The sequence below is a fragment of the Acidovorax sp. FW305-C-20-28 genome (assembly GCF_058783375.1).
Genome location: NZ_JBYSYM010000001.1, coordinates 259,692 through 284,519 on the forward strand (window position 1 = coordinate 259,692; position 24,828 = coordinate 284,519).

Consider the following 24,828-nt stretch of genomic DNA (forward strand, 5'->3'; position numbering starts at 1 on the left):
TTGAACTATGGGCGACGGCTTGGTCATCGGTACGCAGGACATCGCGCAGAAGGACCAGATGGTGCTGCGCGCGCTGGTGCGCCTGCTGGACGGCGGGGTCAATGTCCGCGCACGCTTCAGCGAGCAGCTGGCCGAGTGCAACGTGGTTTTCGTGCCCGGCAGCTGGCCCTACCGTTTCCATGCCCCCTGCATCACCGTGCGCGTGCTGCACCCCGAAGATGCCGGCGCCCTGCCCGAGGCCACGGCCGACCTCACCGTCTCCACCCCGCTGCGCATGACCAATGTCATCGCCGTGCTGCAGTCGGCGACCCAGCGGGTGCATGGGGCCTCGCAATTCGACCCGGTCCAGGGCCTGCGGGCCATGTTCGACCTGCTCGCCGAGCGCACCCGTGTCGCCGAACGCCGCCGGGCCGTGGTGCCCATCAGCGGGGGCCAGCAGATCGTGTTCGACTTCGTGCAGCAGCTGGTGCACACCTCCATGTCCATGGATGCGCTGCTCTCGGGCGCCTACACCCTGGGCGAGCCGCACCGCGTGAGCCCGGTGGAGGAGGCGCTCATCGGGTCCATGCCCTCGCACAGCCTGCGCCACCTGCTGTGGAGCCTGGCCATGCGCCTGGCCGAGACCCGCGCGGGCGCCCCGGCCCGCCCCGGCTGGTACCGGCTGCTGCGCTGGCCCGATGCCATCGGCCTGTCGGCGGCCGGCCACCCCCGCCTGGCGGCGCTGCTCACCAGCCGGCCCCTGAGCTGCGAGCAGCTGTGCGCCAAGAGCGGCGTGCCCGAGGCCACGGTGCGCTGGTTCCTCGAAGCCAGCCTGGCCCTGGGCCTGGCGGTGGAGGAGAGCGCGCCTGCGGCGCCCGCCGCTGCAGCCGCCGTGGCAACGCCCGCACCCGTGGCCGCGGCCAAAACCCCCGTCCCGGCCGCCGCGCCCGCAGGCTGGCTCGGCAACCTGCGAGAACGGCTCAAGCTATGGTGATGCCTTCCACCGGGCCTGCGGTGTTCGCAGGCACTTCCCGCGATCTCAAGATCGTCTTCACCGGCCCCATGGGGGCCGGCAAGACCACCGCGATCCAGGCCATCAGCGATGGCCAGGCCCTGTCCACCGACGTGCCCATCACCGGCTGGGCCGAGCTGCCCATGCCGGGCAAGACCATGACCACCGTGGGCCTGGACTACGGCGAATGCCAGATGGACGGCGGCCAGTGGAAGCTCAAGCTCTTCGGCACGCCGGGGCAGGAGCGCTTTCGCTTCATGTGGGACATCCTGGGCGCGGGGGCCTTCGGCCTCATCGTGCTGGCCGACAACTCGCAGAGCGACCCCGTGGGCGAGGTGGCGCGCTACCTCAAGGCCTTTGCGCCCCACGTGCCCACGCGGCGCACCGTGGTCGGCGTGGGCCGGCTCGACACCCATCCCGCGCCCGGCATCGCCGACTACTGCGAGCAGCTGGGCGCCCTGGGCTACAACCCCCCGGTGCTGGAGGTGGACGTGCGGCGCGATGCCGACGTGCGCCTTCTGCTGTCGGTCCTGGTGAGCATGGCGGAGATCGAACATGAGTAGTAGCAGCAGCGACAGTTCCACCGGCGTTCCTTCTGCCGCCCCGGCGGTTCAGGCGTCCTTGCGCCTGGTGACCATTGCGCGCCTGGCCGAACTGCTGGGCGAATTGCAGCGCGGCACCCCGGGCATCCTGAGCGCCACGCTGGCCAGCGCCGACGGCTTCACGGTGGCCTCCACGCTCTCGGACAGCCAGGACGCCGACAAGCTCTCGGCCATGTCGGGCTCGCTGAGCGCGCTGGCCGGGGCCATGACGCGCGAGGCCGGCCACAGCGCGCCCGAGCGCCTGATCCTCGAATCGGGCAGCGGCCACATCGTCTCGATGAACGTGCCCGTGCCCTCGGGCGACCTGGTGCTCACAGTGGTCACCAACGAATCCTCGCTGCTGGGCAAGCTGCTCTGGAGCTGCCGCAACACCGCCGACCAGGTGATTGCGGCCTGCGCCGCAGCGCCGCAGCCGGGCTGATCCCCTGTTTTGCCGTTCCCGTTCCCTTGTTCCACCACCACCGGAGACCACGCCATGGCAATGACCCCCAAAGAACTCCTGAACCAGCTCATGCAGACCGAGGGCGCCATGTGCGCTGCGCTGGTGGACTACAACAGCGGCATGCTGCTCGAATCCGTGGGCAGCGGCATGGACCTGGAGCTGGCGGCCGCAGGCAACACCGAGGTCGTGCGCGCCAAGATGAAGACCATGAAGTCGCTGGGCATGCAGGGCACCATCGAGGACATCCTGATCACCCTGACCCACCAGTACCACATCATCCGCCCCGTGGAAAAGCACGACGGCCTGTTCATCTACTACGTGCTCGACCGCAGCCGCGCCAACCTGGCCATGGCCCGCCGCAAGGTGCTCGAAGCCGAGTCGCAGACCGCCATCTGATGGCGTCAGGTGCTGCGCGTGAACCAGCGCGGCACCTCGGCCAGGGCCTCTTCCAGCGAGCCCAAAACGGCCACACAGTCCTGCGCCACTTCGGGCGCGGGCTGCAGCAGGTCGGGTACGACCACCAGGCCCATGCCCGCGGCCAGCGCCGCGCAGGCGCCGTTGTGGCTGTCCTCGAAGGCCAGGCAGCGGGCCGGGTCCACCCCCAGCCGCGCGGCCGCCAGCGCATAGAGCGCCGGGTCGGGCTTGCCGCGCAGCACCTCGTTGCCGCCGGCCACCGCCGCAAAGTGCTGCAGCACGCCCACGCGCGCCAGGCGGTGGGTGATTTCGTCGGTGCGCGACGATGACGCCACCGCACAGGGAATGCCTGCGGCCTGCAATCGCGCGAGCAGTGCGGCCGCGCCGGGCTTGAGCGGGAACAGCAGCTCTCGGCCCTCCCCCTCCCCCAGCGCGGTGCGCACCGCCGCCATGGCCTGCTCGAACGGCGCCACCCCGCCCAGGTGCCTTTGCAGGATGGCATGCGAATCCTGCGCCGCCTTGCCCACCACCTGCAGGTAGTCGGGTTCGTGCAGCACCACACCCAGCGCCAGGGCGGCCTCGGTCCAGGCGCGCAGGGTGGCGCGTTCGGAATCGATGAGCAGGCCGTCCATGTCGAAGATGGCGGCGGCGAAGGGCGGGTGCGGGGTCGGCATCGAAATATGATGCCTGCAAAACCACTGCCTCCGAGGGACCATGGAAACCACCACGCGATTCACGCTGGTCTGCAAGAACGACACCGATGCCGATGCGCTGCATGCGGTGTTCACGAGCACTCCCGAGGGCGCGTCGCTCGAAGCCGCGGTCAAGGCCTTCTTTGCGGCCCGCAAGATCGCCATCCACCCCACGGACCACCTGGGCTTCGACCACTATGAGCGCTCGGGCCGAGTCATCGACGCGGTCTTCACCGCAGGCTCCACCGATGTCGGGGACTTCATCGGGCCCCTGTCCAAGGTCTGCCACGCCCTGCATGCGGAACTGGTGGACGACGAAGTGGCGCGCAAGCTTGAATACGGTTTCATCGACGGCAAGAAAAAGCCGCCTGCCGACGTCGTAGCCTTGATGAAGACCCTGGCCCCGACCGCCCAGCTGGGCCGCGTGGGTCGCACCATTGAGGCCGCCGAGCGCGAAGAGAACGACCCGACCTATGCCTTCATCCGTGCCATTGGCTTTTCCAAGAACCAGGCCACCGTGCAGGCCCTGCTGGAGAAGGGGGCTGATCCGAACAGCAAGTTCTCGTCGGGCTATTCCTGCCTGAACAAGGCCATCACCGACAAGCGCGTGAAGGTCGTGCAGCTCCTGCTGGAACATGGCGCCGACCCGAATCTACCGCACAAAGGCTACCCCAACCTGTACGAGGCCTGCCGCTTCTCGGCCCCCAAGATCGTGGACCTGCTGCTGCAGCACGGCGCCGATCCTGACGTGCGCGAGAAGGGATCTTCGAGTGCCAGCTACCCTATCGAGATCGCCATCTACTACCACCAGGCCAGGATCGTGCAGTCGCTGCTGGACAAGGGTGCGAGCACCCGCGGCCTGCCCCAACTGGCCAACCTGCTGGACTTCACGGCCACCTCGTTCGACGCCATGTACGAGAACCTGGACGGCAAGCTCGCCATCTTCCAGCTGCTGGTGCGCGATCCGGCGTGGAAGGCCGAACTGCAAGGGAGCCGGGACCGCTTGACCACCATGCTCCAGCAATCGTTCGCTGCCTACAAGTACCAGACGCCCAAGGACCGCAAGGACTTCGACGACATCCTGGCGTTCGTGGCTGCGGCCTGACCTCCCGAGGTCAGCCGCGTTGCTGCAACGCCCGCTCGATGCGGTCGCGCCGCACCGTCGTCTTGGGCACCTTGAAGGGGAACCAGCTGCGCACGTCCTCTTCGAGGCCGATGCCGTGCATGTAGTTGTAGATGGCCTTCTTCAGGCCGGCACCCAGTGCGTCGTGGTCCACGCCCGTGGGGTCGATGAAGGCCACGTCGTTCTTGGCGAAGTCCCCGGGCGGCAGCGGCGCCAGCGTCACGCCGTATTCTTCGGGGTTCTTGCCCACGGGAGAATGCACCGTGCAGGCAAAGCGGTGGAAGAAGCCGCTCTGGATACAGCCGTTGGCGAACAGCTGGCGCACATACTCCAGCGCATCCACCGTGTCTTGCACCGTCTGCGTGGGAAAGCCGTACATCAGATAGGCATGCACCAGGATGCCCGCGTCGGTGAAGGCCCGCGTCACGCGCGCCACCTGGTCCACCGAGACGCCCTTCTTCATCAGGTTCAGCAGCCGGTCGGACGCCACCTCCAGCCCGCCCGAGATGGCGATGCAGCCGCTGTCGGCCATCAGTTCCGCCAGTTCGGGCGTGAAGGTCTTCTCGAAGCGGATGTTGCCCCACCACGAGATGCCGGTATTGCGCGCGATCAGTTCGGTGGCCAGGGCCTTGAGGGCCTTGGGCGGCGCGGCCTCGTCCACGAAGTGGAAGCCCGTCTGCCCCGTCTCGCGCACGATGGTGTCGATGCGGTCGGCCAGGGTGCTGGCCGAGGCGCCCTCGTAGCGGCTGATGTAGTCCAGGCTCACGTCGCAGAAGCTGCACTTCTTCCAGTAGCAGCCGTGGGCCACGGTGAGCTTGTTCCAGCGCCCGTCGCTCCACAGCCGGTGCATGGGGTTGAGCATGTCCAGCAGCGACAGGTACTTGTCCAGCGGCAGCCCGTCCCAGGTGGGCGTGCCCACCTCGGCGAACGCGATGTCCGCCTCCTGCATGTTGATGTAGCGCACCGCGCCCGTGCCGGCCTCGCGCACAAAGGTGCGCACCAGGCGCTGGCGCCCACGCTGGCCCTGCACATGCTCCAGCAGCGCCAGCAGCGGGCGCTCGCCCGCGTCCAGCGCCACATAGTCGAAGTGGTCGAACACGCGCGGCTCGGCCAGCTCGCGCAGCTCGGTGTTCACGAAGCCGCCGCCCAGCACGGTGACGATGTGCGGGTGCGCCGCCTTGATCGCCTGCGCGATGCGAAAGGCCGCGTACACCGCGCCTGGGAAGGGCACGGACAGCAGCACCACCGTGGGCGCATGGCGCTCCACCGCGGCCAGTGCCAGCGTGCGCAGGGTTTCGTCCACCAGGTTCAGGGGCTCGGCCAAGGCCTCGGCCAGTGGGTCGAAGGTGGGCTGGCTGCCCGCCAGCGACTCGGCATAGCGCACAAACTCGAAGCGCGGGTCCACCGCGTCGCGCAGCACGTCGGCCAGGTCGTTGAGGTACAGCGTGGCCAGGTGCTTGGCCCGGTCGTGCAGGCCCAGGGCGCCGAAGGCCCAGCCCAGCGGGTCGCCGCCCTCGTCGTCCACGTAGACGTCGAGCGACTCGAAGCGCGGCCCCTCGGGCAGAAAGTTGCGCCCCACGATGCGGTGAGCCAGCGTGGTGTCGCGCCCCTGCAGAAAGGCGATGGTGGGCGCGATGGTGGAGAAATACCGCTCCCGCTGCGCCACGAAGGCCTGCACCGCCGGGCTGTGCTTCTTCGCGGGCAGCGCATCCACCTTCGCCGCCACGGCGCGCAGGCCCTCGGGCGAGAGCAGCTGCAGCACCAGGGCCAGCGCCAGGTCCTCCTGCACCGCCGTGATGCCGCGCGAGCGCAGAAAGCCCGTGAGGTAGGCGGTCGACGGGTAGGGCGTGTTCAGCTGCGTCATCGGCGGGATGACGGACAGGACGCGAAGCGGTGGGGCGGCAGACATGGTGGGGGCGGCTGAGCGATGCAGTGCCGCCTCAAGGGGAATCGTGGAAGTGCCCGATTATCCCGCCTGGCCCTTATCCGGTGGGCGCGTCGGCCTTACATCGGTTGGGCCGGCGGCTCCACCACCGCCTCGGGCGTGCCCGCCAGGTAGTTGTTCTTCACGCGCACATAGTGCTCGGCCGAGTAGCGCAGATAGGCGATTTCCTGGTCGGTCAGCGCGCGCTGGCGCACCGCCGGCCGGCCGATGTACAGGTAGCCGCTCTCCAGCACCTTGCCGGGCGAGACCAGGCTGCCGGCGCCCAGCATCACGCGGTCGCCGATGACAGCGTCGTCCATGACGATGGAGCCCATGCCGATCAAACATTCGTTGCCGATGCGGCAGCCGTGCAGGATCACCGAATGGCCCACGGTCACATGGCTGCCGATGATGAGGGGCGAGCCTTCGGGCTTGCTCGCATTGCGGTGCGAGACATGGCCCATGGTGAGGTCCTGCACATTGCTCGCCTCCCCCACCACGATGCGGTTCACATCGCCGCGCAGCACGGCGTTGCACCAGACCGAGGCGTCCTTGCCCAGGGTGACGTCGCCGATCACCTGGGCGGAGCTGTGGAGGAAGACGCCCGTGCCGAGCACGGGTGCGGTATCGAGGTAGGGAGCGGTGGGCATGGTTTTAGGGGCTTAGAATGCAGGGAAAGCGCCGAGCGTAGTGCAAAGTCAGGCGCCGCCACCCAGGTGGGCTGCGACCAGCGGCGCCACCTGCGCCGCATGCCGGTTCGCCAGGTCGTGCGCGCCACCGGGCACCACGTGCAGCCGGCTCTGGGGCAGCAGCGCCTGCAGGCGCCGGCCCACGGCCACGGGGCTGATGGGGTCGGCATCGCCCCACAGCAGCAGCGTGGGGGCCTGGAGGGTCGCCAGGGCCTCGCTCAGGTCCCCGCGGTAGTCGGCAAACCAAGGCGGCACCGTGGGGTGGGCCTGGGCGAAGGCCGGGCGCCAGTCCTGCGCGCCATGGGCGGCCATGTCCACGCCGCCGGAGGTGGCGGTGAGCACCAGGTGGGTGACCCGATCGGGGCGGCGCAGAGCGGCCTGGACGGCCACGGTGCCGCCCATGGACTGGGCGACGAGGGCCGTGGGCTGGTCGATGGCATCCACCAACCGCGCCACCAGGTCTTCCATCCCGCGCACCGCAGGGTCGGCCGGCACCGGGCCGAAGCCGGGCCAGCCCATCAGCCGGCGGGCGGCCGGGTGCTCCAGCAGGGCGGACACGGGCTGCCAGAACTGCGGGTCGCCACCGACGCCTGGGAGAAAAATGATCTGCGAGGGTTGTTGCTGTGCTGCCATGGGCTGGCAGCATACGCCGCACGCGTCAGGCCGGCGCAGCGACTTCGTAGAACCCCAGGAACATATCCACCGCATCCTCCAGCACCTGCTGGCGCAGCGCGGGCTCCAGCGGCGGCTGGCCCATGGCCAGCTGCGGCCAGAAGGCGAAGGACTTGACCAGGCCGTGCAACTGGTGGGCGGCGTAGTTTGCGTCCACCCCGGCGCGCAGGCGGCCGTGCTGCTGGGCGGCGCGCAGCCACTGGGGCAGGCCCTCTTCCTTCTCGGACAGGCGGTCCACCAGGGCACGGGCGCGCTCGGGCGTGTGCATCAGCTCGGCCATGGCCACGCGCGAGAGGTCGATGAAGCTCGCATCGTCCAGCATCTGCATCTTCTGCTCCAGCACCGCCAGCAGCTGCGGGCGCAGCGGGCCGCTGGCGTCGTAGGGGATCTCGGCCTGGGCATGGCTGCGCTCCCACATCTGGGCCAGGATGGCCTCGAACAGCTCGTCCTTGCTCGGGAAATGGTTGTACACCGTGCGCTTGGAGACATCGGCCGCCGCGGCCACGCGGTCCATGCTGGTGCCGGCAAAGCCGTTCTCGCGGAACTCCGCAATCGCAGCCTGCACGATCGCCTCGCGCTTGCGGTCGGTCAGGCGGGTCGGGGCGGCGGTGGGGGCTATCGGGTGCATAGGAGAAATTTTACACCGGGTAGTTTACTTTTTCAAAAACAACACTACACTGTGCAGTGCACTTTTCAGAAAAGGCAGTCCCCATGTTCCGCCGCGTGCCCCGAATCCTCCTCATCCTCACCGCAATTACCGCCATGGCCTACAGCATCATTTCCTGTGCCACCCTGCCCTCGGGCTCCTACGAGGCCTCGCCCCAGTACCAGGACGGCAAGTTCCGCAACGCCGTGCCGCGCCAGGCGCCGGGCTTCCTCAAGACCGTGGCCATCTTCTGGAAATTTGCCACCGAGAAGCCCGCCAACACCGTGCCGACCAAGCCCATCGAGGTCAAGCCGCTGACCCAGGCCGATGTGCTGGCCGCGCCCGACCAGAGCCTGTGGCGCCTGGGCCATTCGACCATGCTGCTCAAGCTCGACGGCAAGTACTGGCTTACCGACCCGGTGTTCTCCGAGCGCGCCTCGCCCTTTCAGTTCGCCGGGCCCAAGCGCTTCCACGCGCCGCCGCTCACCATCGACGAGCTGCCGCCCATCACCGGCGTGGTGCTCTCGCACGACCACTACGACCACCTGGACTTCGATGCCATCCAGAAGCTCGCGCCCAAGGTCGAGCATTTCCTCACCCCCCTGGGCGTGGGCGACCGCCTCATCGGCTGGGGCGTGCCGGCCGCCAAGGTGCAGCAGTTCGACTGGTGGCAGGGCACCAGCGTGGGCGGCGTGAAGTTCGTTGCCACCCCGGCCCAGCATTTCTCGGGTCGTACCCTGTCGGACGGCAACCGCACGCTGTGGGCCTCGTGGGTCATCATGGCGGGCGACACGCGCATCTTCTTCAGCGGTGACACCGGCTACTTCGACGGCTTCAAGGCCATCGGCGAGCGCTACGGCCCCTTCGACCTGACCATGGTCGAGACCGGTGCCTACGATGCCCAGTGGCCCGACGTGCACATGCAGCCCGAGGAAAGCCTGCAGGCCCACCGCGACGTGAAGGGGCGCCACATGATGCCCATCCACAACGGCACCTTCGACCTGGCCATGCACCCCTGGCACGAGCCCTTCGACCGCATCACCCAGCTGGCCGCGACTGCCAATGTGCCCCTGGTGGCACCGGTGATGGGCGAGCGCCTGGACATCCGCAACCCGGCCCTTTCGCAAAGCTGGTGGAAAAGCGCGGAGTGAACCGAACCGGGTGATTAGCCGCGCGACCGGCGCCTGGCGAGCTGGCCCACGGTGCGTGCCGCGGCTGTGATCTCGGCGACGTCGAAGCCCGCATAGCCGAACAGCCAGCCGCGCCGTTCTGACGCGATCACATAGCGCGACAGCGGCGCCAGCATGACCCCTGCCGCCTGGGCCTGGCGGCACAGCGCCTCGTCGTCGCTGCCCGGCGCGCGTTCGCACAGCAGGTGCATGCCGCGGTCGCTCGCGGCCAGCTGCAGCGCGCCATCGCTGGCATCGGCCAGCGCATCGCGCAGGGCCTGCTGGCGTGCCTGGTACAGCTCGCGCATCTGGCGCAGGTGGCGCAGCAGGTGGCCTTCGGCAATGAACTGCGCGAGCACCGCCTGGGTGTCGCCGGGCGCATGGCGGTCGGTGATGGCGCGGGCCATGGCAAAGGGCTGCACCAGCGCGGGCGGCGCCACGATGAAGCCCAGGCGCAGCCCCGGGTGCAGCGTCTTGGAGAAGGTGCCCACGTACAGCACCCGCTCCGACCCCGGCAGGCTGCACAGCGCGGGCACGCGCTGCGCGCCGTACTGGAACTCGCCGTCGTAGTCGTCCTCCACCACCCAGGCATCGTGCGTGCGCGCCCACTGCAGCAGCGCCTGGCGCCGCGCCAGGCCCATGCGCACGCCCGTGGGGTACTGGTGCGTGGGCGTGACCACGGCCATGTGGGCGCCGGGCCAGCGCTCTGTGGCCTCGGCAATGCAGGCGCCCTCGCCGTCCATGGCCATGGGGCGGGCCAGCACACCGTGCGCCAGCAGCGCGGCGCGGATGCCGGGGTAGCCAGGGTCTTCCACCAGCACCTCGTCGCCCGCGTCCAGCAGCAGCCGCGCAATCAGGTCGATGGCCTGCTGCGAGCCCGAGCACACCACCACCTGCGCCGCATCGCAGCGGATGCCGCGCGAGGCCCACAGCCACTGCGCCACGGCCTCGCGCAACTGCGGGTCGCCGGCCGGGTCCAGGTACTGGGCGCGTGCCGCGCGCTGGCCCGGGCCGGCCTGGCGCGCCAGACGGTCCCATACCGCATACGGAAAGGTGTCCACCTCGGGCGCGCCCATGCGAAAGGCCCGCGCCACCGCCACCGGTGGGTTCCAGCGAGCGGCCGTGTCGGCGATGAGCTGGCCGCGCCGCGACAGGCCGCGCGGCGGCGCCACCAGCTGCGGGCTGCGGCCGGCAGCGCCCGCGGCCGCCTGCGAGACATAGGTGCCATCGCCCACGCGCGCCTCCACATAGCCTTCGGCCTGCAGGCGCTGCACGGCCCACAGCACCGTGTTGCGCGACACGCCCAGCGCCGCGGCATGCTCGCGCGAGGGCGGCAGCCGCGTGCCCGCGCGCAGGCTGCCCTGCTCGATGGCGCTGCGCAACTGCTCGTAGACCTGCTGGCGCAGGGTGCTGGTCGCCACGGTGGAATTGGCTCTGGCGCTTGGCACGAATTGGCCCCTTCGATGGTGCAGTATCGCAATAGACTGAGGAACCATTGTAGGCACCCACCCCACGAAAGCATCCCACCATGGCAGAGCATTTCGCCACCATCACCTGGCAACGCGGCAGCGACGATTTCCTCGACAAGCGCTACCACCGTGCCCACACCTGGCAGTTCGACGGCGGCGCCACTGTGGCCGCATCGTCCTCACCCCACGTCGTGCCCCTGCCCTACTCCGATGCGGCCGCGGTCGACCCCGAAGAGGCCTACATCGCCGCGCTGTCGAGCTGCCACATGCTGTGGTTCATGGACTATGCGAGCCGCGCGGGCTACCGGCTCGACAGCTACAGCGACGCGGCCGTGGGCACCATGGCCAGGAACGAGGCGGGCCAGCTCGTCGTGACCCATGTGCAGCTCAAGCCCGTCACGCGCTTCGACCCTGCGCACGCCCCCAGTGCCGAGCAGCTTGACGCGCTGCACCACAAGGCCCACGCCTCGTGCTTTTTGGCCAACTCGGTCAAGACGCAGATCGACTGCGCGCCCGTGCTGCAACTGAGCGAAGGGGGCTGACATGGCCAATGCCAACCGCCAATTCCGCGTGGCCGATGCCGCCGTGCTGCAGGCCCTGGTGCGCGCCCAGCCCCTGGCCACGCTGGTCATCACGCACGAAGGCGCGCTGCACGCCAACCACGTGCCGCTGTACCTGGACCCCACGCGCGGCGAGCACGGCACGCTGGTCGGCCATGTGGCGCGCGCCAACGGCGTGTGGCCGCTGCTGCCGCAGACGGCCGTGGCCATCTTCCACGGGCCGCAGGCCTATATCTCGCCCACGTGGTACCCCTCCAAGGCCATCGACGGCAAGCAGGTGCCGACCTGGAACTACGCCACGGTGCATGCGCATGGCAGGCTCACGGCGCTCCAGGACGACCCCTCCACGCTGCGCGCCATCCTGCACACGCTGAGCGAGGCGCACGAGGCGCACCGCCCCGAGCCCTGGCGCCTGGACGACGCGCCGCCTGCCTACATCGAGCAGCTGATGCGCGCCATCGTCGGCATCGAGCTCGCGGTGGAGCGCTGGGAGGGGGTGTGGAAGGTCAGCCAGAACCGCACCGAGACCGACCGCGCGGGCGTGGTGGCCGGCCTCACGGCCGAGGGCACACCCGCCGCGCTGGAGATGGCGGCGCTGGTGCGGCAGGGCTCCCCTGCTTGAAGTTAAACACCCCCTGAGTCGCTTCGCGCCTTCACCCCTCTCTCGACTCGCTGCGCGAGTCGGGAGGGGGACGCCCCCAGTGCACGCAAGCGAAGCGCCGCATTCGCGGCTTGGCGGCCCTTGCACGGGGGCACTGGCTTCGGCCGCGCCAGTTTCATGCCCCGCGGGCGGTGCGCAGCGGCATAGCCAACGGATCCTTCTTTAACTGTCCAGCATCTCCACGCGCAGCGAGGTCACGGGCCCGGCCACGGCCTTGTGCGCGGCCAGCGCATGCACGGCCAGATCCACCGTGGCCTGGGCCACGGCGTCGGTCAGTACCAGCACCTGGGGGCCGCTGCCGGGCGGCAGGGCCTTTTCGGCGGCCAGCGCGACCTGCGCCACCGGCACATGCTGGGCGGCCAGCCAGGCGCCCACGGCCTCGATGTCCTGCGCCGCATGCACAGGCACACGCAGGTAGTGGCGCGTGTGCACGGCGGCGCGCGGCAACACGGCCAGCGCCTCGTCCACCGCGTGGGCGTGGAAGCCCAGGTGCGGCACGCGCTGTGCGGCGTTCGTGCCGTCGAGCCGGGCCACGTCCACCAGGTCGGCGATCACGGCCGAAGCGGTCTGCTCCGAGCCCGCGCCGGCACCGTAGTACATGGTCACGCCGGCCGCATCGCCCTTGACCAGGATGCCGTTCATCGAGCCGTTCACATGCGCCAGCAGGTGCGTGGCCGGCACCAGCGCGGGCTGCACGCGCAGCTCCACGCCGTCCGCGCGTTTTCGCGCCACGCCCAGCAGCTTGATGCGGTAGCCCAGTTGCTCGGCGCAGGCCACGTCCAGCCCCTGCAGCGCGGTGATGCCCTCCACCTGCGCATCGGCAAAGCGCACCGGCATGCCGAAGGCATTGGCCGCCAGCAGCGTCACCTTGTGCGCGGCGTCCACGCCCTCGATGTCGAAGGCCGGGTCGGCCTCGGCATAGCCCAGGGCCTGGGCCTGGGCCAGGGCCTCGGCAAAGCCCAGGCCCTCGTCGCGCATCTTGGTCAGGATGAAGTTGGTGGTGCCGTTGATGATGCCCGCCACCCACTCGATGCGGTTGGCCGTGAGGCCCTCGCGCAGCGCCTTGATGATGGGGATGCTCACGGCCACCGCGCCTTCGTAGGCCAGCGCCACGCCGTGTGCCCGTGCCGCAGTGAACAGCTCGTTGCCATGCACGGCCAGCAGCGCCTTGTTGGCCGTCACCACGTGCTTGCCCGCCGCCATGGCCGCCAGCAGCCACTCGCGCGCCGGGCCGGTGCCGCCTGCGGCCTCCACCACCACATCCACCTCGGGGTGGGTGGCGACCTGCATGGGGTCGTTGGTCAGCGCCACGCCCGTGCCCACCACGCCGGCGGCGCGCGCCAGGTTGCGGGCTGCCACCACCACCACCTCGATGCCGCGCCCTGCGCGGCCCGCAATGGTGGCCTGGTTGCGCGCCAGCACGCGGAAGGTGCCTGCACCCACGGTGCCAATGCCGATCATGCCCACGCGCAGCGGGCGGGTGGCAGCAGGCATGGCCATGGTCGTGGCGATGCTGTGCTGTGCGGGCTGAAGGGACTGGACGGGATCGCGGTACATAGGGCTTCCTTGACGGACTGACGAACAAAACAAAAAAAACCAGCTGCCAGAGCTGGGTTTCATTCGTTCATTCCGAGGGGAGGAAGGGAGCGATCACCAGGTGGCTGCCGGAACGGCCACCTGCGCGTGCTCAGGTGGCCGCGGTGGTAATGGTGGTAATCATTCGTGCACCCATTGCCCGCGAGAATGCAGGCAGCATCATGCAGGCGCCCATGGGGGCGGCAGCAGCACGTGCGGTGTGGATCTGGGTGAACGACATGGCCACCAGTGTAGCGGATTCGCCGTGGGGGCCGTCAAGGGGCTCTCTTTATGCCTCGCGTTCCGCCTCGGGCCACAGCCTTGGAAAATAGAAGCGCAGCGCGTGCTGCGGCACACCAAAGCGCAGCTTGCCGTGCGGTGAATCGCTCTCCAGCAGGCCGCGCTGCAGCAGCGCCGTGATCTGCGCCGTGGCCATGCGGTCGCCAAGCCCCAGCATGGCCTTGAAGTCGCGGCGGTCCAGCATGCCCTGCGTGGCAAACAGGTAGTGCAGCGCGCGCAACGATTCGGTGCGCACGCCTTGCCTCACCACATGCTCCTCGAACCCCAGGCAGGCCGCAATGCGGTCCTGCATGTCCTGCGGCGCGAGCAGGCCGGTCATCAACTGCACCTGCTCCAGGCACTGGGCCAGCACATAGTGCATCCACTCCTCCAGGCCCCGCACATCCTGCGCCGCAGTCAGGTGGGCGCGGTAGGCCTCCTGGCTGCGGGCGAAGCCGCGCAGTGGCGACCACAGGCCATGGGTCAGGCCCAGGTGCCCCAGCACCAGGTGGGTGTGCAGGCAGGCCACACGGCCACTGCCCTCGCGGAACGGCTGGATGCCCCGCAGGCGCTGGTGCGACGCGGCCATCGCCAGCACCGGCATGCCACCGCCCCCTTGGACGCCGCCGTAGCCATTTCCCCACTCTTCCAGCAACGCTCGTACTTTTGCAGGCCCGTTTTGCAGCGCACCGGGCCGCAGCATGGCGCCCCCTTTCACGGCCCGGTCGGTTTCGGGCAGGCGCGCGAACACATCCTGGTGGATATCGCACACCATTTGGGGCGACCACACCGTTTTGGCATCCCACCCGGCCCAGCGCATTTCCAGCTGGGCCTCGGTGGCCATGTGCGCCAGCGCCAACTTTTGGCGCCCTGCTTTTTCCGGATCGGCAGCCCACTCGCCGCGCTGGGCCTGCTCGATCTCCAGCGGCTGCATCTTTTCCAGACCCTCGAACTTTTGCGCGTGGTACGCGTTCATCGCCCGCAGCAGCGTGCGCAGCCCCCCCAGGGCCCCGGGCTGGCACAGCCCCGACAGCCGGTCGGCCCCGCGCACCAGGCCATGCGCCTGCTCCAGCAAGGGCCCCAATCGGCGCGTTGCAGGCAGCAATGGCTGCATCTGTGAAGGGTGGGTGTACTGCGAAAAAGATTGCGACTTAAAAAACATTCCCAAGTCTATGACTTGAAAAGGCTTTTTTCAGAAAGTGCGACCCATTTTGCGCGTTTTATTGCGCCTCTTTTTTCGCAATGCCGTGCATGGTCTGTGGTAGGTCAATGCGCACCATGCGTATCGCATCGAAAGGGCAGCGCACCGCACACAGCGCGCAGCCCGTGCAGCCCGCCTCGTCGTGCAGCGTGGAGCGCTTGGGCCCCCAGGGTTGTGGCCCCTGCACCTGCAGCGACAGCACATGCGGCGGGCACACGCCAATGCACCAGCCACAGCCGGTGCAGCGCTCGGTGTCGATGGCGGGCAGGGCCTTGCGTGCGGTCATGTGGGGCAGTGTGCGCCCGGCGTGCCCACCCTGCAAGGCTCACGGTACAGTGCGCCCATGACTGAAGAAATCACCACCCGCCACCTGCTCATCACCGGCCATGTGCAGGGTGTCAGCTACCGCTGGTCCATGGTGCAGGCCGCCGAGCGCCTGGGCGTGCGCGGTTGGGTGCGCAACCGCCGCGATGGCCAGGTCGAGGCCTGTGCCTGGGGCACGCCGCAGGCCGTGCAGGCCCTCATCGACTGGGCGCACCAGGGCCCTGCGCAGGCGCGGGTGGACCGTGTGGTGGTAGGCAACGTGCCCGATGGGGGTGAAGCCCCGCAGGGCTTCACGCAGCGCGAAACCGTCTAGGTTTCAGGTACGCAGGCCGAGCTGCTTCAACAGCTCCATCGCCCCGGCCGGCGCGCGCTCCTTCGCGCCATTGATGAAGTACACGAACACATCGCGCGGGTGCTCGCCGCCGGTCCAGCTGCGCACGCCCTGGGCCCATTGGGCAATCGCCTCGGGCGTGTAGCCCGTGGGCACCTCGGCCTGGCTGCGCATCAGGCGCAGGTAGGCAAAATCGGCCGCGCCATCGGCAATGGCCGGGAATTTCTCGGAATCGGTGTGCACCGGCACGCAGCCGTATTTGCGGGCCAGGGCCAGAAACTCCGGCGTCGCAAAGCTCGGGTGCCGCACGTCCAGCGCATGGCGCAGCGTACGCCCGTCCACCGCCTGGGGCAGCAGCGCCAGAAAGGCCTCGAAATCCCCGGGCTCGAACACCTTGGTCGGCATGAACTGCCAGACGATGGGGCCGAGCTTGTCCTTGAGCTCGCTGATGCCGCTTTCCACAAAGCGCGCGATCGAATCGCCCGCATCGGCCAGCACACGGCGATTCGTCGCAAAGCGGTTGGCCTTGAGCGAGAACATGAAGCCGTCGGGCGTCTCGCCATGCCACTTGGCAAACGTCGGTGGCTTGAAGGTGCTGTAGTAGGTGCCGTTGACCTCGATGGCCGTGAGCTGGCGGCTCGCGTAGTGCAGCTCCCTGGCGTGCGACAGGCCGGCCGGGTAGAAGTTGTCGCGCCAGGGCTCGAAGGTCCAGCCGCCGATACCGATGCGAATGCGTTGCTGCTTGCTGTTGACGATGCTTGCTTCCACGGCGTTCCCTGTCATGCGAGTCCACGGAAAGCCCACTTTACCAGCGCTGCCCCGGCAACTCCACCCGAGCCTCCAGCCCCTCGCCGCCATCCCCGCGCGGCCCCAGCACCAGGCGCCCGCCCAGGGCCTGGGCCAGCTCGTTCGCAATGGCCAGGCCCAGGCCCGTGCCGCCCGTGCCGCGGTTGCGCGAGTCCTCCAGCCGCACATAGGGCTGCAGCACGGCGGCCAGCTCGGTGGAGGGGATGCCCGGGCCATGGTCGAGCACGCGCACGCTCCAGCTGCCCTGGGCGTCGGCCTCCACGGCCAGCTCGGCGCTGCCCGCGAACTTGAGCGCGTTGTCCACCAGGTTGCACAGCAGCCGGCGCAGCGCCTGCGGGCGCGTGTCGCAGATGCCGTCGGCCGCGTGCAGCACGCGCACCGGCATGCCCGCATCGGCATAGTCCATGGCCAGGCTTTCCACCAGCGCGCGCAGGTCCACGCGCTGCAGCGGCTCGCGCACGGCCTGGGGCGAGCGCGCATAGGCAATGCCCTCCTCCACCAGCGACTGCATCTCGGCCAGGTCGGCGTGCAGGCGCTCGCGCAGGGCCGCGTCGTCCAGCAGGTCGGCGCGCAGGCGCAGGCGCGTGATGGGCGTCTGCAGGTCGTGCGACACCGCCGCCAGGATCTGCATGCGCTCCTGCAGGTGCGCCTGGATGCGCTGCTGCATGCGGTTGAAGGCGGCGGCAGCGCGCACCACCTCGCGCGGGCCGTCCTCGGCCATGGGGTTGGCCGGCTGCGCGGGGCCCAGGGCATCGGCCGCGTCGGCCAGGGTGTTCAGCGGGCGCGTGGCGGCGCGCACGGCCCAGGCGCACAGGCCCACCAGCACCACCAGCTGCAGCGCCAAGGCGGTCAGCACCCAGTGCGACACCTGCAGCCGGGGCTCGTCCATGTCCACCGCCAGCGGCGTGCCATCGGCCAGGCGCAGCTGCAGCCGCAGTTCGGTGCCGGGCACCCCGGGGTCCACCACCTGCACCGCGCGTTCGGGCGGCAGCGCGGCGGCCACGGCGCCGGTCACCAGCACGGCCAGGGCCGATGGGCTGGCGGGCACCTGCAGCGGCTCGGCCAGCACGAAGCGGTAGTTGCGCCGCGCCAGGCGCGTGAGCCACTGGGCGCGCTCTTCGGCGGGCAGGCGCTCCAGCACCGCCACCGAGCTGGCCACGTCGCTCGCGAAGTAGCCCACCATGGCGCTGCGCATGCTCATGCTGCGCTCGGTCACCGCCAGCATGAAGGTCAGCGCATGCGCCAGCGCCAGGCCCAGCGCCAGCACCAGCAGAATGCGCCCGAACAGCGAGCCCGGCCACCAGCGCCTCATGCCGGCCCCGCCCCCGCTGCGCCAGCACCCGCGGGCCCGGGCTGCACCGCGGCGCAGAACACATAGCCCTCGTTGCGCACGGTCTTGATGTAGCGCGAGCCGCGTGCCCCATCGCCCAGGCGCTGGCGCACACGGCTCACCAGCAGGTCGATGGAGCGGTCGAACACATCGGCATCGCGCCCCTGCGTCAGCTGCAGCAGCTGGTCGCGCGTGAGCACGCGCTGTGGGTGGTCCAGCAGCACGCGCAGCAGCCGGTATTCGGCCCCCGACAGCGCCACCACCGCACCGCTCGCATCGAGCAAATGGCGCGCCGTGGTGTCCAGTCGCCAGTCGCCAAAGGCCAGCTCGCGCACCGGCTCGGTGGCCGCCAGGTTGGGCGGCAGCATGCGCGTGCGCCGCAGCACGGCGTGGATGCGCGCCAGCAGCTCGCGTGCGGCAAAGGGCTTGGTCACGTAGTCGTCGGCCCCCAGTTCCAGGCCCAGGATGCGGTCGGCCTCGTCGCTGCGCGCGGTCAGCATGATGATGGGCAGCACCGGCGCCCCCGGGCCGCGCAGCTCGCGGCACAGGGTGATGCCATCGGTGCCGGGCAGCATCAGGTCCAGCACCAGGAGGTCGATGCGCGTGCCCGCCAGCACCGCGCGCATCTGCCGCCCGTCGGCCGCCACACTCACCTGCAGGCCCTGCTTGCGCAGGTACTGCGCCGCCAGCTCGCGGATGCCGGCGTCGTCATCGACGATGAGTACATGGTCTACAGGCGGCGGTTGTTGCTGCATGGGCTCGATTCTCCGGGCAATGCCGGGGCCTGTGCGGTGCCCCTGCGGCGCATTTGTATCCCAACTTGTCTGCGCGCGGCGCCGACATCCGTGCTCACCAAAAGCCCCCGGCAGGACAAATGCCCGATACCTGGGCTGGCTCCAATGCAGTCATCCAGAACCTGACCACCACGAGGGCTTCCCGATGACACCGCAGTCTGCCAATGCCTGCTGCCTGCTGGCCGCAGCCACCCTGTACGCCGCCCAACTGCTGCTGCCGCCGCCCGCCCAGGCGCAACCGCAGGCCGGCACCGAACCCCGGGCCCCGCTGGGCCGCTGGATCACCGAAAGCGGCAACCTCGAAGTGGAGATCGCCCCTTGCAACCCCGGCAGCGCCACCCTGTGCGGCAAGGTCGTGCGGGTCATGGCCAACCGCTCCATGGCCGGCCCCGGCCAGGGCGGCGAGTTCGCCGACAAGCGCCCCGCGCTGGGCATGACGCTGCTCTCCGGCTTCAAGGAAAGCGGCCCCAACGAGCACCAGGGCGAAATCTACAACCGCGAGAACGCCAAGACCTACAGCGCCACCCTCACCCCCGCCGGTACCGACCAGCTGCGCGTGCATGCCTACGTGGGCATCGCGCTGTTCGGCAAGACACAGGTCTGGCGCCGGCCCGCGCCCGCTGCTGCGCAATGAGCACTGCTCCCTTTTCCCCTCCCCTGTCCCACCCCGCCTTTCCCCTTTCTTTCTTTTCAAGGAGACCTGTCACCATGCGCCTTCCCCGCCGCGCCCTCTCGCTCGCCGTTGCCACGGCCCTCGTTGCCCTGGCCCAGGCCAGCAGCCATGCGCAGCCCACGCAGCTGCCCCCGCCCGACGCCACCGACCCCGTGGCGCTCAAGCTCATGCAGGGCTTTCCACCGCCGCCCGACAAGCAGGTGCGGCTGGGCACCATCCTCAAGTACCCCAACGCACGCTGGGCCCTGCACCACCTGCGCGAGCTGGGGCCCACGGCCAACATCGCACGCGGCCCAGGGCCTGCGAGTGAGCTGCAGGCCGCGCCGCGCGAACTCGACGGCCTGGCCTTCCTCGACGACAAGGGCGCCCGCACCACGCTGGCCCAGTGGCAGAAGGCCACCTACACCGACGGCCTGCTCGTCATCCACCAGGGCCGCGTGGTCTACGAACGCCACTACGTCGGCAACCAGCCGCACGTGCCCCATGTGCTGTGGTCCATGAGCAAGTCGCTCACCGGCCTGCTGGCCACCGAGCTGATCCACGAAGGCCTGATCGACCCCGCCGCCCCCGTCACCCGCTACCTGCCCGAGCTGGCGGGCAGCGCCTGGGCCGACGCCACCGTGCAGCAGACGCTGGACATGACCACCGGCGTCAAGTACGCCGAGGACTTTGCCGACCCGCAATCGGGCGTGTTCCAGTACCTCATTTCCGCCGGGCTGGTGCCCGCGCCGGCCAACTACCCGGGCGCCCGGGCCATGCTCGACTACCTGCCCACCGTGCAGAAGGAGGGCGAGCACGGCAAGGGCTTCTACTACAAGTCGGTAGACACCGAGGTCATCGGCTGGATCCTGCAGCGCGTGACCGGCAAGAGCTTTGCCACCCTGCTGTCCGAGCGCCTCTGGGCCCCGCTGGGCGCCGAGCAGGACGGCTATGTGTGGGCCGACCCCACGGGCGCCCAGTCCACCAGCGTGGGCATCAACGCCACCATGCGCGACCTGGGCCGCCTGGGCGAGATGCTGCGCCAGAACGGCTACTACAACCACAAGCAGGTCATCTCCCCCGCCACCGTGACCGAGCTGCGCAAGGGCGCCGACCCTGAGAAGTTCAAGGCCTCGGGCCAGACCATGCGCGCCGGCTACTCGTACCACAACCACTGGTGGCTGCCGCACGATGTGGACGGCAGCTTCGAGGCCAAGGGCCTCATGGGGCAGCACATCCACGTCAACCCCACCGCGCAGCTGGTGGTGGTCAAGCTCTCGTCGCACCCCATCCCCAACACGGCGTTCACGCACAACTACGACCGCTTGGCCTTTGCCGCAATTGCGGGCGCGTTGCGCTGAGCGCAGAACCATGCGCAGCCCTGCATGGCCGGGCTGCGCTTGCCCCTCCCAAAAGACACCGCACAAGGAGACCGCACCCATGCACCCCCAACCCTGGCTGGCCAGCTATGGCGCCATACCGGCCCATATCGACCCCGACGCCCATCCCTCCATCGTGCACCTGCTCGACGCGGCCATCCGGGTGCATGCGCACCGTCCGGCCTTCACCTGCCTGGGCCAGACGCTCACCTATGCCGAGGTCGACCGGCAGGCCCGCGCCTTTGCCGCCTACCTGCAGTGCGTGCTGGGCGCGCGCAAGGGCGACCGCGTGGCCGTGATGTGCCCCAACCTGCCGGCCTTTCCCATCGCCCTGCTGGGCATTGCGCGCGCCGGCTGCGTGCAGGTCAACGTCAACCCGCTGTACACCCCGCGCGAGCTGGAGCACCAGCTCAACGATGCGGGCGTGCGCATCCTCGTCATCTACGCCAGCGCCACCCCCACGCTGGCCGCCATCCAGGGCCGGGTGGCGCTGCAAAGCATCCTCACCGTGGCGCCGGGCGATGGCTGCACGCAGGCCGCGCTGCCCAGCCCGCCCGTCGATGCCGGCCTGCAGCGCAGCACCCCTTTTGCCCAGGCGCTGGCCGAAGGCGCGGCCCTGCCCTTCGTGCCGCCGCTGCTGGCCGGCGGTGACCTGCTGTTTCTGCAGTACACGGGCGGCACCACGGGCCTGTCCAAGGGCGCCATGCTCACGCACCGCAACCTGGTGGCCAACGTGCAGCAGTTCAAGGCCTTCGTGCCCGATGCGCTGCGCCCCGGGCAGGAGACCATCATCACCGCCATCCCGCTGTACCACATCTTCGCGCTCATGGTGAACCTGGTGAGCTACTTCGCGGTGGGGGCGCACAACTGGCTGGTGCCCAATGCGCGCGACCTGGATTCGCTGGTCGGCGTGCTCCAGGCCGCGCGCCCCAGCGTGTTCATGGGCGTCAACACCCTGTACGCCGGCCTGGCCGCGCACCCGGGCACGCAGCAGGTGGACTGGTCGCGGCTGAGGCTCGCGGGCGGTGGCGGCGCGGCCATCGTGCCTGCCGTATCGGCGCGCTGGCAGGCCATCACCGGCCAGTTCATCCGCGAGGGCTATGGCCTGAGCGAGACCAGCCCCGTGGTCGCCTTCAACCCCGCCTCGGTCGGCGCCTTCAGCGGCACCACCGGCCTGCCCCTGCCCTCCACCGACGTGCAGCTGCTCGACGAGCAGGGCCAGCCCGTGGCCCTGGGCGAGGCCGGCGAGGTGTGCGTGCGCGGCCCGCAGGTCATGGCCGGCTACTGGCAGCAGCCCGAGGCCAATGCCGCGGCCCTCACGCCCGGCGGCTACTTCCGCACCGGCGACATCGGCCAACTCGACGAGCGCGGTTTTCTCAAGATCGTGGACCGCAAGAAGGACATGGTCATCGTCTCGGGCTTCAACGTCTACCCCAACGAGGTCGAGGCCGTCGCCACCGCCTACCCCGGCGTGCTCGAATGCGCCTGCATCGGCGTGCCCGACGACAAGACCGGCGAGGCCCTGCGCCTGTACGTGGTGCGCATGGCCGAGGTGCGCGTCAGCGCACAGGACATCGCCGATCACTGCCGCCGCGAGCTCACCCCCTACAAGGTGCCGCGGCAGATCGTGTTTGTCGATGCCTTGCCCAAGTCCAGCGTGGGCAAGATCCTGCGGCGCGAACTGCGCGATGGCGTGGTGCAGCCCGCCCGCGCACGGCCCCACCGCATCATGGCGCCGGCCACAGCGCCGTCCGCGTGACCTGCGGCACCGCCGGCGGCGGCTTCAAGCCGCCCGCTGCAGCCGGATGGTCCGGGGCGCCACCTCCAGCAGCAGCCCGTGGGATAGCGGCTCCTGCATCGGTGCGCTCAAGGCGCAAACACCTCGGCGTAGGTGTAGCGCCAGGCGCCCATGCAGCCCACCAGGCACACCGTGTGGTTGACCATGGCGCAGCCGCCGCCCTTGTAGTCGAAGGTGATGGCGGTGTTGAGCCCGCCCTTGCGCCAGCCCAGCACGCGGCCTGAGAAGCCGGGGCGCTCGTGCTCATCGTCCAGGTCCGCAGGGCCATAGGCGGCAATGCAGTCTTGCGGGGTGGAGTCCATGGTCAAGCCCGCAGGCAGCGGCCCGGCAAACGGCGTCTTGATCCGGTCGTCCGCGCCTGGCGCCAGAAACTCCACCGAGCCCACGAGCCAGACGTCTTCGTCCGCAAAAGGCATCGCCGTCAGCTTGCTCAGCTCCTTGGGGCGGTACACGTCGATGCGCACCGCCGCCTTGGCAATCCAGACAATGCTCGAGCTCATGGCGCCGATGCCGTTGTCGGCTGCGCCCACGCGCTTCACGCCCAGTGGGGCGACCACGTCGCGCACCGTCTTGCTGTCGAAAGGCTGCCCGATCATGGCGATCAGCTGCGCCGATACCGGTGCGCTGGCCGCTGCTGCTTCAGATTCGCTCACTCCATACCCCCTGTGGTTGATGGCGCCGCATCATAGGGGGACTCGCGCGAGCGGGTTGCTACCAAATGCACACACCCGCCCAGGGGTGGGCACATTTGCTACTGCACCAGCGTCGCCGTCAGCGTGATCTCCGGCACCGCGGCCAGCGCCTTCGACAGCGGGCAGTTGGCCTTGGCATCGGCCGCCAGCTTCTGGAAGGCGGCCTCGTCCAGGCCCGGCGCCTTGGCCTTGAGCGTGAGTGCAATGCGGTCGATGACAAAGCCATCGCCCTCCTTGGTCAGCCGCACCGCGGCCGTGGTGTCGATCACCTCGGTGGCAATGCCCGCCTTCTCGGCCGCAAAGGCAAACGCCATGGTGAAGCACGAGGCATGCGCCGCGCCCACGATCTCCTCGGGGTTGGTGCCCTTGCGGTCATCGCCAAAGCGGCTGCCAAAGCCATAGGGGTGCTTGTCGAGCGCGCCGGTCTCGGTGCTCACCTGGCCCTGGCCGGTCTTGCCCGCACCTTCCCAATGAACACTGGCTTTCTTTTCAGACATGCTGAGGCTCCTTCGCTGTGGATAAGTCAAAGGGTCCATGGGACCATGCCCAGGCCGGTGCAGGCGTCGGATGCCGCGGGCAAAGCGGGTGCGCAATGTCCTACAGGTGGGGGCTGCCCAAAAGACAAAGGGCCCTTGCGGGCCCTTTGACGAATGCTGCTCCCAAGAAAAGAGTCAAGGCGCGCTCAGCACCTGCTGGCGCTTGGTCTCGTACTCGCCCGAGGTGATCAGGTTGGCATCGCGCATCTGCTTGAGCCATTGCAGGCGCGCTTCCTTCTTGCTGGTAGAGGCGGGCGCTGCGGCGGCAGCCGTTGCTGCAGGCGCGGGCTGGGCAGGGCTCACCACGGACACGGTGGCAGTTGTCGGCACGCTTTGCGCTGCGGGCACTGCTGCAGGCGCCGCAGTGCGGGCCACCGGCTTGGCGTCGGGCACGAACGGCATCGCCACCGTGCCGGTGGCCGGCGCGGGCGCTGACCTGGGGGCAGGCGCTGCAGCGGGTGCGGGGGCGGGGGCGGTTGCAAGTGCCGGCACAGGCGTTGGCACCGGTGTGGGTGCAGGTGCAACGGCCGTCGCCACGCCGCCCACCGGTGCGAAGGAAACGCCTGGCTTCACCGCGATCATCTTGGAGGCCAGCACCCCCTGGCGACCCCTGGCCTCGTCCGTCTGGGTGAGGTTGCTGCGCGCCTGGAACAGGCCCATCTTCACCTCTTGCCACACAAAATAGTTCTTGGCCGCCTCCACGTCGATGCTGATGGAGGCCTGGTTCTCGGCCATCGACTCGATGGTGTACCGGCCCGGTGCCACGTTCAGGTAGAAGAAGCTCTTGGGCCCCGTGTAGCCCAGATTCTGGTTGTTGAGGTTCACGGGCATGGAGATCGCACCGCCAAACAGCTCGTCGCGGTAGATGTACAGCGCAGCCGTTTCGGCCTGGGGTTTGAACTGCTTGGCTTTGGACTCTTGGTCCACAGAGGCCCGGGGCACCTGTGCGCAGCCCACCAGGGCCAGCGCGGCAATGAACAGGGCAATCGTACGCAAGTGGTTTATCAGATAACGCATGGCTTGGGTTGTGTGGATGGATGAACGGAAAGTGGGTGAACGGCTGGCTGGCACAGCGC

28 protein-coding genes are annotated in these 24,828 nt (G+C 69.3%); 12 read left to right on the plus strand and 16 right to left on the minus strand.

Annotation, left to right across the window (positions count from 1 at the left end; translation table 11 throughout):
* The first annotated feature begins 7 nt into the window (after positions 1–7).
* From AC3WOH_RS01260 to AC3WOH_RS01275, 4 genes are read left to right on the plus strand one after another with little or no spacing between them, the layout of a single operon-like run.
* Entirely contained in the window at positions 8–973 is a 966-nt protein-coding gene (locus AC3WOH_RS01260) for a hypothetical protein (protein WP_492227601.1), read from the plus strand.
* The gene (locus AC3WOH_RS01265) at positions 967–1,554 is read left to right on the plus strand and encodes a GTP-binding protein (RefSeq protein WP_492227602.1); all 588 of its coding nucleotides are present in this window, start codon (positions 967–969) and stop codon (positions 1,552–1,554) included. Before AC3WOH_RS01260 ends, AC3WOH_RS01265 begins: the two co-directional genes overlap by 7 nt.
* Complete coding sequence (locus AC3WOH_RS01270) at positions 1,547–2,014, plus strand: roadblock/LC7 domain-containing protein (protein ID WP_492227603.1); 468 nt, start codon at positions 1,547–1,549, stop codon at positions 2,012–2,014. Before AC3WOH_RS01265 ends, AC3WOH_RS01270 begins: the two co-directional genes overlap by 8 nt.
* A 54-nt stretch (positions 2,015–2,068) precedes the next feature.
* Positions 2,069–2,431: a hypothetical protein gene (locus AC3WOH_RS01275; protein ID WP_184855248.1), complete on the plus strand. Its 363-nt coding sequence runs from the start codon at positions 2,069–2,071 to the stop codon at positions 2,429–2,431.
* A 5-nt stretch (positions 2,432–2,436) separates the two neighbouring features.
* Here the strand turns inward: AC3WOH_RS01275 and AC3WOH_RS01280 are convergent, their stop codons facing one another.
* On the minus strand, positions 2,437–3,123 hold the full coding sequence (locus AC3WOH_RS01280; protein WP_492227604.1) for an HAD family hydrolase: 687 nt from the start codon (positions 3,121–3,123) through the stop codon (positions 2,437–2,439).
* A 40-nt stretch (positions 3,124–3,163) separates the two neighbouring features.
* On the opposite strand from AC3WOH_RS01280, the gene AC3WOH_RS01285 reads away from it, so the two are divergent.
* Positions 3,164–4,246, plus strand: coding sequence for an ankyrin repeat domain-containing protein (locus AC3WOH_RS01285; RefSeq protein WP_492227605.1), 1,083 nt, complete (start codon positions 3,164–3,166; stop codon positions 4,244–4,246).
* Positions 4,247–4,256: 10 nt separating this feature from the next.
* Here AC3WOH_RS01285 and AC3WOH_RS01290 read toward each other — a convergent pair whose 3' ends face one another.
* The 4 genes from AC3WOH_RS01290 to AC3WOH_RS01305 all read right to left on the minus strand — a co-directional run bounded on the left by AC3WOH_RS01290 (position 4,257) and on the right by AC3WOH_RS01305 (position 8,177).
* Complete coding sequence (locus AC3WOH_RS01290; RefSeq protein WP_492227606.1) at positions 4,257–6,128, minus strand: B12-binding domain-containing radical SAM protein; 1,872 nt, start codon at positions 6,126–6,128, stop codon at positions 4,257–4,259.
* A gap of 140 nt (positions 6,129–6,268) precedes the next feature.
* Positions 6,269–6,838, minus strand: a complete 570-nt coding sequence (locus AC3WOH_RS01295) for a gamma carbonic anhydrase family protein (RefSeq protein ID WP_492227607.1) — start codon at positions 6,836–6,838, stop codon at positions 6,269–6,271.
* A gap of 48 nt (positions 6,839–6,886) precedes the next feature.
* A complete protein-coding gene (locus AC3WOH_RS01300; protein WP_492227608.1) occupies positions 6,887–7,510 on the minus strand; it encodes an alpha/beta fold hydrolase in 624 nt (207 codons plus the stop codon).
* Positions 7,511–7,535: 25 nt separating this feature from the next.
* Positions 7,536–8,177: a TetR/AcrR family transcriptional regulator gene (locus tag AC3WOH_RS01305; protein ID WP_492227609.1), complete on the minus strand. Its 642-nt coding sequence runs from the start codon at positions 8,175–8,177 to the stop codon at positions 7,536–7,538.
* A gap of 134 nt (positions 8,178–8,311) precedes the next feature.
* Here AC3WOH_RS01305 and AC3WOH_RS01310 point away from each other — a divergent pair, with 134 nt between their 5' ends.
* Positions 8,312–9,346 carry an MBL fold metallo-hydrolase gene (locus AC3WOH_RS01310; RefSeq protein ID WP_492227610.1) on the plus strand — a complete coding sequence of 345 codons (1,035 nt, stop codon included), beginning with the start codon at positions 8,312–8,314 and terminating at the stop codon, positions 9,344–9,346.
* Between the two features lie 14 nt (positions 9,347–9,360).
* Here AC3WOH_RS01310 and pdxR read toward each other — a convergent pair whose 3' ends face one another.
* Positions 9,361–10,785 carry a MocR-like pyridoxine biosynthesis transcription factor PdxR gene (gene pdxR, locus AC3WOH_RS01315; RefSeq protein WP_492227611.1) on the minus strand — a complete coding sequence of 475 codons (1,425 nt, stop codon included), beginning with the start codon at positions 10,783–10,785 and terminating at the stop codon, positions 9,361–9,363.
* Positions 10,786–10,892: 107 nt separating this feature from the next.
* Between pdxR and AC3WOH_RS01320 the strand changes: the two genes are divergently transcribed.
* The gene (locus tag AC3WOH_RS01320) at positions 10,893–11,375 is read left to right on the plus strand and encodes an OsmC family protein (protein WP_492227612.1); all 483 of its coding nucleotides are present in this window, start codon (positions 10,893–10,895) and stop codon (positions 11,373–11,375) included.
* A gap of 1 nt (position 11,376) precedes the next feature.
* Positions 11,377–12,015: an FMN-binding negative transcriptional regulator gene (locus AC3WOH_RS01325; protein WP_492227613.1), complete on the plus strand. Its 639-nt coding sequence runs from the start codon at positions 11,377–11,379 to the stop codon at positions 12,013–12,015.
* A gap of 201 nt (positions 12,016–12,216) precedes the next feature.
* Here AC3WOH_RS01325 and AC3WOH_RS01330 read toward each other — a convergent pair whose 3' ends face one another.
* The 4 genes from AC3WOH_RS01330 to AC3WOH_RS01345 form a co-directional block, all read right to left on the minus strand.
* Positions 12,217–13,611 carry a homoserine dehydrogenase gene (locus AC3WOH_RS01330; protein WP_492227614.1) on the minus strand — a complete coding sequence of 465 codons (1,395 nt, stop codon included), beginning with the start codon at positions 13,609–13,611 and terminating at the stop codon, positions 12,217–12,219.
* 130 nt (positions 13,612–13,741) lie between these two features.
* Positions 13,742–13,870 carry a hypothetical protein gene (locus AC3WOH_RS01335; RefSeq protein WP_260420056.1) on the minus strand — a complete coding sequence of 43 codons (129 nt, stop codon included), beginning with the start codon at positions 13,868–13,870 and terminating at the stop codon, positions 13,742–13,744.
* Positions 13,871–13,918: 48 nt separating this feature from the next.
* Positions 13,919–15,022, minus strand: coding sequence for a Fic family protein (locus tag AC3WOH_RS01340; RefSeq protein ID WP_492227615.1), 1,104 nt, complete (start codon positions 15,020–15,022; stop codon positions 13,919–13,921).
* A 106-nt stretch (positions 15,023–15,128) separates the two neighbouring features.
* Complete coding sequence (locus AC3WOH_RS01345) at positions 15,129–15,395, minus strand: ATP-binding protein (protein ID WP_492227616.1); 267 nt, start codon at positions 15,393–15,395, stop codon at positions 15,129–15,131.
* Between the two features lie 57 nt (positions 15,396–15,452).
* Between AC3WOH_RS01345 and AC3WOH_RS01350 the strand changes: the two genes are divergently transcribed.
* Positions 15,453–15,746 (plus strand): acylphosphatase, encoded by a 294-nt coding sequence (locus AC3WOH_RS01350; RefSeq protein ID WP_492227617.1) that lies wholly within the window; start codon positions 15,453–15,455, stop codon positions 15,744–15,746.
* Positions 15,747–15,749: 3 nt separating this feature from the next.
* Here AC3WOH_RS01350 and AC3WOH_RS01355 read toward each other — a convergent pair whose 3' ends face one another.
* From AC3WOH_RS01355 to AC3WOH_RS01365, 3 genes are read right to left on the minus strand one after another with little or no spacing between them, the layout of a single operon-like run.
* Positions 15,750–16,547, minus strand: a complete 798-nt coding sequence (locus AC3WOH_RS01355) for a DUF72 domain-containing protein (RefSeq protein WP_492227618.1) — start codon at positions 16,545–16,547, stop codon at positions 15,750–15,752.
* A gap of 22 nt (positions 16,548–16,569) precedes the next feature.
* Positions 16,570–17,883 carry an ATP-binding protein gene (locus tag AC3WOH_RS01360; protein ID WP_492227619.1) on the minus strand — a complete coding sequence of 438 codons (1,314 nt, stop codon included), beginning with the start codon at positions 17,881–17,883 and terminating at the stop codon, positions 16,570–16,572.
* Positions 17,880–18,656, minus strand: coding sequence for a response regulator (locus AC3WOH_RS01365; RefSeq protein ID WP_492227620.1), 777 nt, complete (start codon positions 18,654–18,656; stop codon positions 17,880–17,882). The genes AC3WOH_RS01360 and AC3WOH_RS01365 overlap by 4 nt, the downstream gene beginning before the upstream one ends.
* A gap of 184 nt (positions 18,657–18,840) precedes the next feature.
* On the opposite strand from AC3WOH_RS01365, the gene AC3WOH_RS01370 reads away from it, so the two are divergent.
* From AC3WOH_RS01370 to AC3WOH_RS01380, 3 genes are all read left to right on the plus strand, one after another.
* Positions 18,841–19,329 (plus strand): DUF2147 domain-containing protein, encoded by a 489-nt coding sequence (locus AC3WOH_RS01370; protein ID WP_492227621.1) that lies wholly within the window; start codon positions 18,841–18,843, stop codon positions 19,327–19,329.
* A 74-nt stretch (positions 19,330–19,403) separates the two neighbouring features.
* A complete protein-coding gene (locus AC3WOH_RS01375; protein ID WP_492227622.1) occupies positions 19,404–20,708 on the plus strand; it encodes a serine hydrolase domain-containing protein in 1,305 nt (434 codons plus the stop codon).
* A 79-nt stretch (positions 20,709–20,787) separates the two neighbouring features.
* On the plus strand, positions 20,788–22,485 hold the full coding sequence (locus tag AC3WOH_RS01380) for an AMP-binding protein (protein WP_492227623.1): 1,698 nt from the start codon (positions 20,788–20,790) through the stop codon (positions 22,483–22,485).
* A 107-nt stretch (positions 22,486–22,592) separates the two neighbouring features.
* Here the strand turns inward: AC3WOH_RS01380 and AC3WOH_RS01385 are convergent, their stop codons facing one another.
* The 3 genes from AC3WOH_RS01385 to AC3WOH_RS01395 all read right to left on the minus strand — a co-directional run bounded on the left by AC3WOH_RS01385 (position 22,593) and on the right by AC3WOH_RS01395 (position 24,769).
* Positions 22,593–23,177: a hypothetical protein gene (locus AC3WOH_RS01385; RefSeq protein WP_492227624.1), complete on the minus strand. Its 585-nt coding sequence runs from the start codon at positions 23,175–23,177 to the stop codon at positions 22,593–22,595.
* A gap of 98 nt (positions 23,178–23,275) precedes the next feature.
* Positions 23,276–23,713, minus strand: a complete 438-nt coding sequence (locus tag AC3WOH_RS01390) for an OsmC family protein (protein ID WP_322590846.1) — start codon at positions 23,711–23,713, stop codon at positions 23,276–23,278.
* Positions 23,714–23,887: 174 nt separating this feature from the next.
* On the minus strand, positions 23,888–24,769 hold the full coding sequence (locus tag AC3WOH_RS01395) for a DUF2846 domain-containing protein (protein WP_492227625.1): 882 nt from the start codon (positions 24,767–24,769) through the stop codon (positions 23,888–23,890).
* Positions 24,770–24,828 lie beyond the last annotated feature (59 nt).

What these genes read in the sequence shown, in the direction of transcription:
- AC3WOH_RS01375 (WP_492227622.1), top strand. Translation starts at nt 19,404, where the DNA reads ATGCGCCTTCCCCGCCGCGCCCTCTCGCTCGCCGTTGCCACGGCCCTC.
- AC3WOH_RS01390 (WP_322590846.1), bottom strand. Translation starts at nt 23,713, where the DNA reads ATGTCTGAAAAGAAAGCCAGTGTTCATTGGGAAGGTGCGGGCAAGACC.
- AC3WOH_RS01370 (WP_492227621.1), top strand. Translation starts at nt 18,841, where the DNA reads ATGACACCGCAGTCTGCCAATGCCTGCTGCCTGCTGGCCGCAGCCACC.
- AC3WOH_RS01290 (WP_492227606.1), bottom strand. Translation starts at nt 6,128, where the DNA reads ATGACGCAGCTGAACACGCCCTACCCGTCGACCGCCTACCTCACGGGC.
- AC3WOH_RS01335 (WP_260420056.1), bottom strand. Translation starts at nt 13,870, where the DNA reads ATGTCGTTCACCCAGATCCACACCGCACGTGCTGCTGCCGCCCCCATG.
- AC3WOH_RS01345 (WP_492227616.1), bottom strand. Translation starts at nt 15,395, where the DNA reads ATGACCGCACGCAAGGCCCTGCCCGCCATCGACACCGAGCGCTGCACC.
- AC3WOH_RS01350 (WP_492227617.1), top strand. Translation starts at nt 15,453, where the DNA reads ATGACTGAAGAAATCACCACCCGCCACCTGCTCATCACCGGCCATGTG.
- AC3WOH_RS01280 (WP_492227604.1), bottom strand. Translation starts at nt 3,123, where the DNA reads ATGCCGACCCCGCACCCGCCCTTCGCCGCCGCCATCTTCGACATGGAC.
- AC3WOH_RS01270 (WP_492227603.1), top strand. Translation starts at nt 1,547, where the DNA reads ATGAGTAGTAGCAGCAGCGACAGTTCCACCGGCGTTCCTTCTGCCGCC.
- AC3WOH_RS01275 (WP_184855248.1), top strand. Translation starts at nt 2,069, where the DNA reads ATGGCAATGACCCCCAAAGAACTCCTGAACCAGCTCATGCAGACCGAG.
- AC3WOH_RS01340 (WP_492227615.1), bottom strand. Translation starts at nt 15,022, where the DNA reads ATGCAGCCATTGCTGCCTGCAACGCGCCGATTGGGGCCCTTGCTGGAG.
- AC3WOH_RS01360 (WP_492227619.1), bottom strand. Translation starts at nt 17,883, where the DNA reads ATGAGGCGCTGGTGGCCGGGCTCGCTGTTCGGGCGCATTCTGCTGGTG.
- AC3WOH_RS01295 (WP_492227607.1), bottom strand. Translation starts at nt 6,838, where the DNA reads ATGCCCACCGCTCCCTACCTCGATACCGCACCCGTGCTCGGCACGGGC.
- AC3WOH_RS01355 (WP_492227618.1), bottom strand. Translation starts at nt 16,547, where the DNA reads ATGACAGGGAACGCCGTGGAAGCAAGCATCGTCAACAGCAAGCAGCAA.
- AC3WOH_RS01300 (WP_492227608.1), bottom strand. Translation starts at nt 7,510, where the DNA reads ATGGCAGCACAGCAACAACCCTCGCAGATCATTTTTCTCCCAGGCGTC.
- AC3WOH_RS01265 (WP_492227602.1), top strand. Translation starts at nt 967, where the DNA reads ATGGTGATGCCTTCCACCGGGCCTGCGGTGTTCGCAGGCACTTCCCGC.
- AC3WOH_RS01380 (WP_492227623.1), top strand. Translation starts at nt 20,788, where the DNA reads ATGCACCCCCAACCCTGGCTGGCCAGCTATGGCGCCATACCGGCCCAT.
- AC3WOH_RS01260 (WP_492227601.1), top strand. Translation starts at nt 8, where the DNA reads ATGGGCGACGGCTTGGTCATCGGTACGCAGGACATCGCGCAGAAGGAC.
- AC3WOH_RS01325 (WP_492227613.1), top strand. Translation starts at nt 11,377, where the DNA reads ATGGCCAATGCCAACCGCCAATTCCGCGTGGCCGATGCCGCCGTGCTG.
- AC3WOH_RS01310 (WP_492227610.1), top strand. Translation starts at nt 8,312, where the DNA reads ATGGCCTACAGCATCATTTCCTGTGCCACCCTGCCCTCGGGCTCCTAC.
- AC3WOH_RS01395 (WP_492227625.1), bottom strand. Translation starts at nt 24,769, where the DNA reads ATGCGTTATCTGATAAACCACTTGCGTACGATTGCCCTGTTCATTGCC.
- AC3WOH_RS01365 (WP_492227620.1), bottom strand. Translation starts at nt 18,656, where the DNA reads ATGCAGCAACAACCGCCGCCTGTAGACCATGTACTCATCGTCGATGAC.
- AC3WOH_RS01305 (WP_492227609.1), bottom strand. Translation starts at nt 8,177, where the DNA reads ATGCACCCGATAGCCCCCACCGCCGCCCCGACCCGCCTGACCGACCGC.
- AC3WOH_RS01330 (WP_492227614.1), bottom strand. Translation starts at nt 13,611, where the DNA reads ATGTACCGCGATCCCGTCCAGTCCCTTCAGCCCGCACAGCACAGCATC.
- AC3WOH_RS01320 (WP_492227612.1), top strand. Translation starts at nt 10,893, where the DNA reads ATGGCAGAGCATTTCGCCACCATCACCTGGCAACGCGGCAGCGACGAT.
- AC3WOH_RS01285 (WP_492227605.1), top strand. Translation starts at nt 3,164, where the DNA reads ATGGAAACCACCACGCGATTCACGCTGGTCTGCAAGAACGACACCGAT.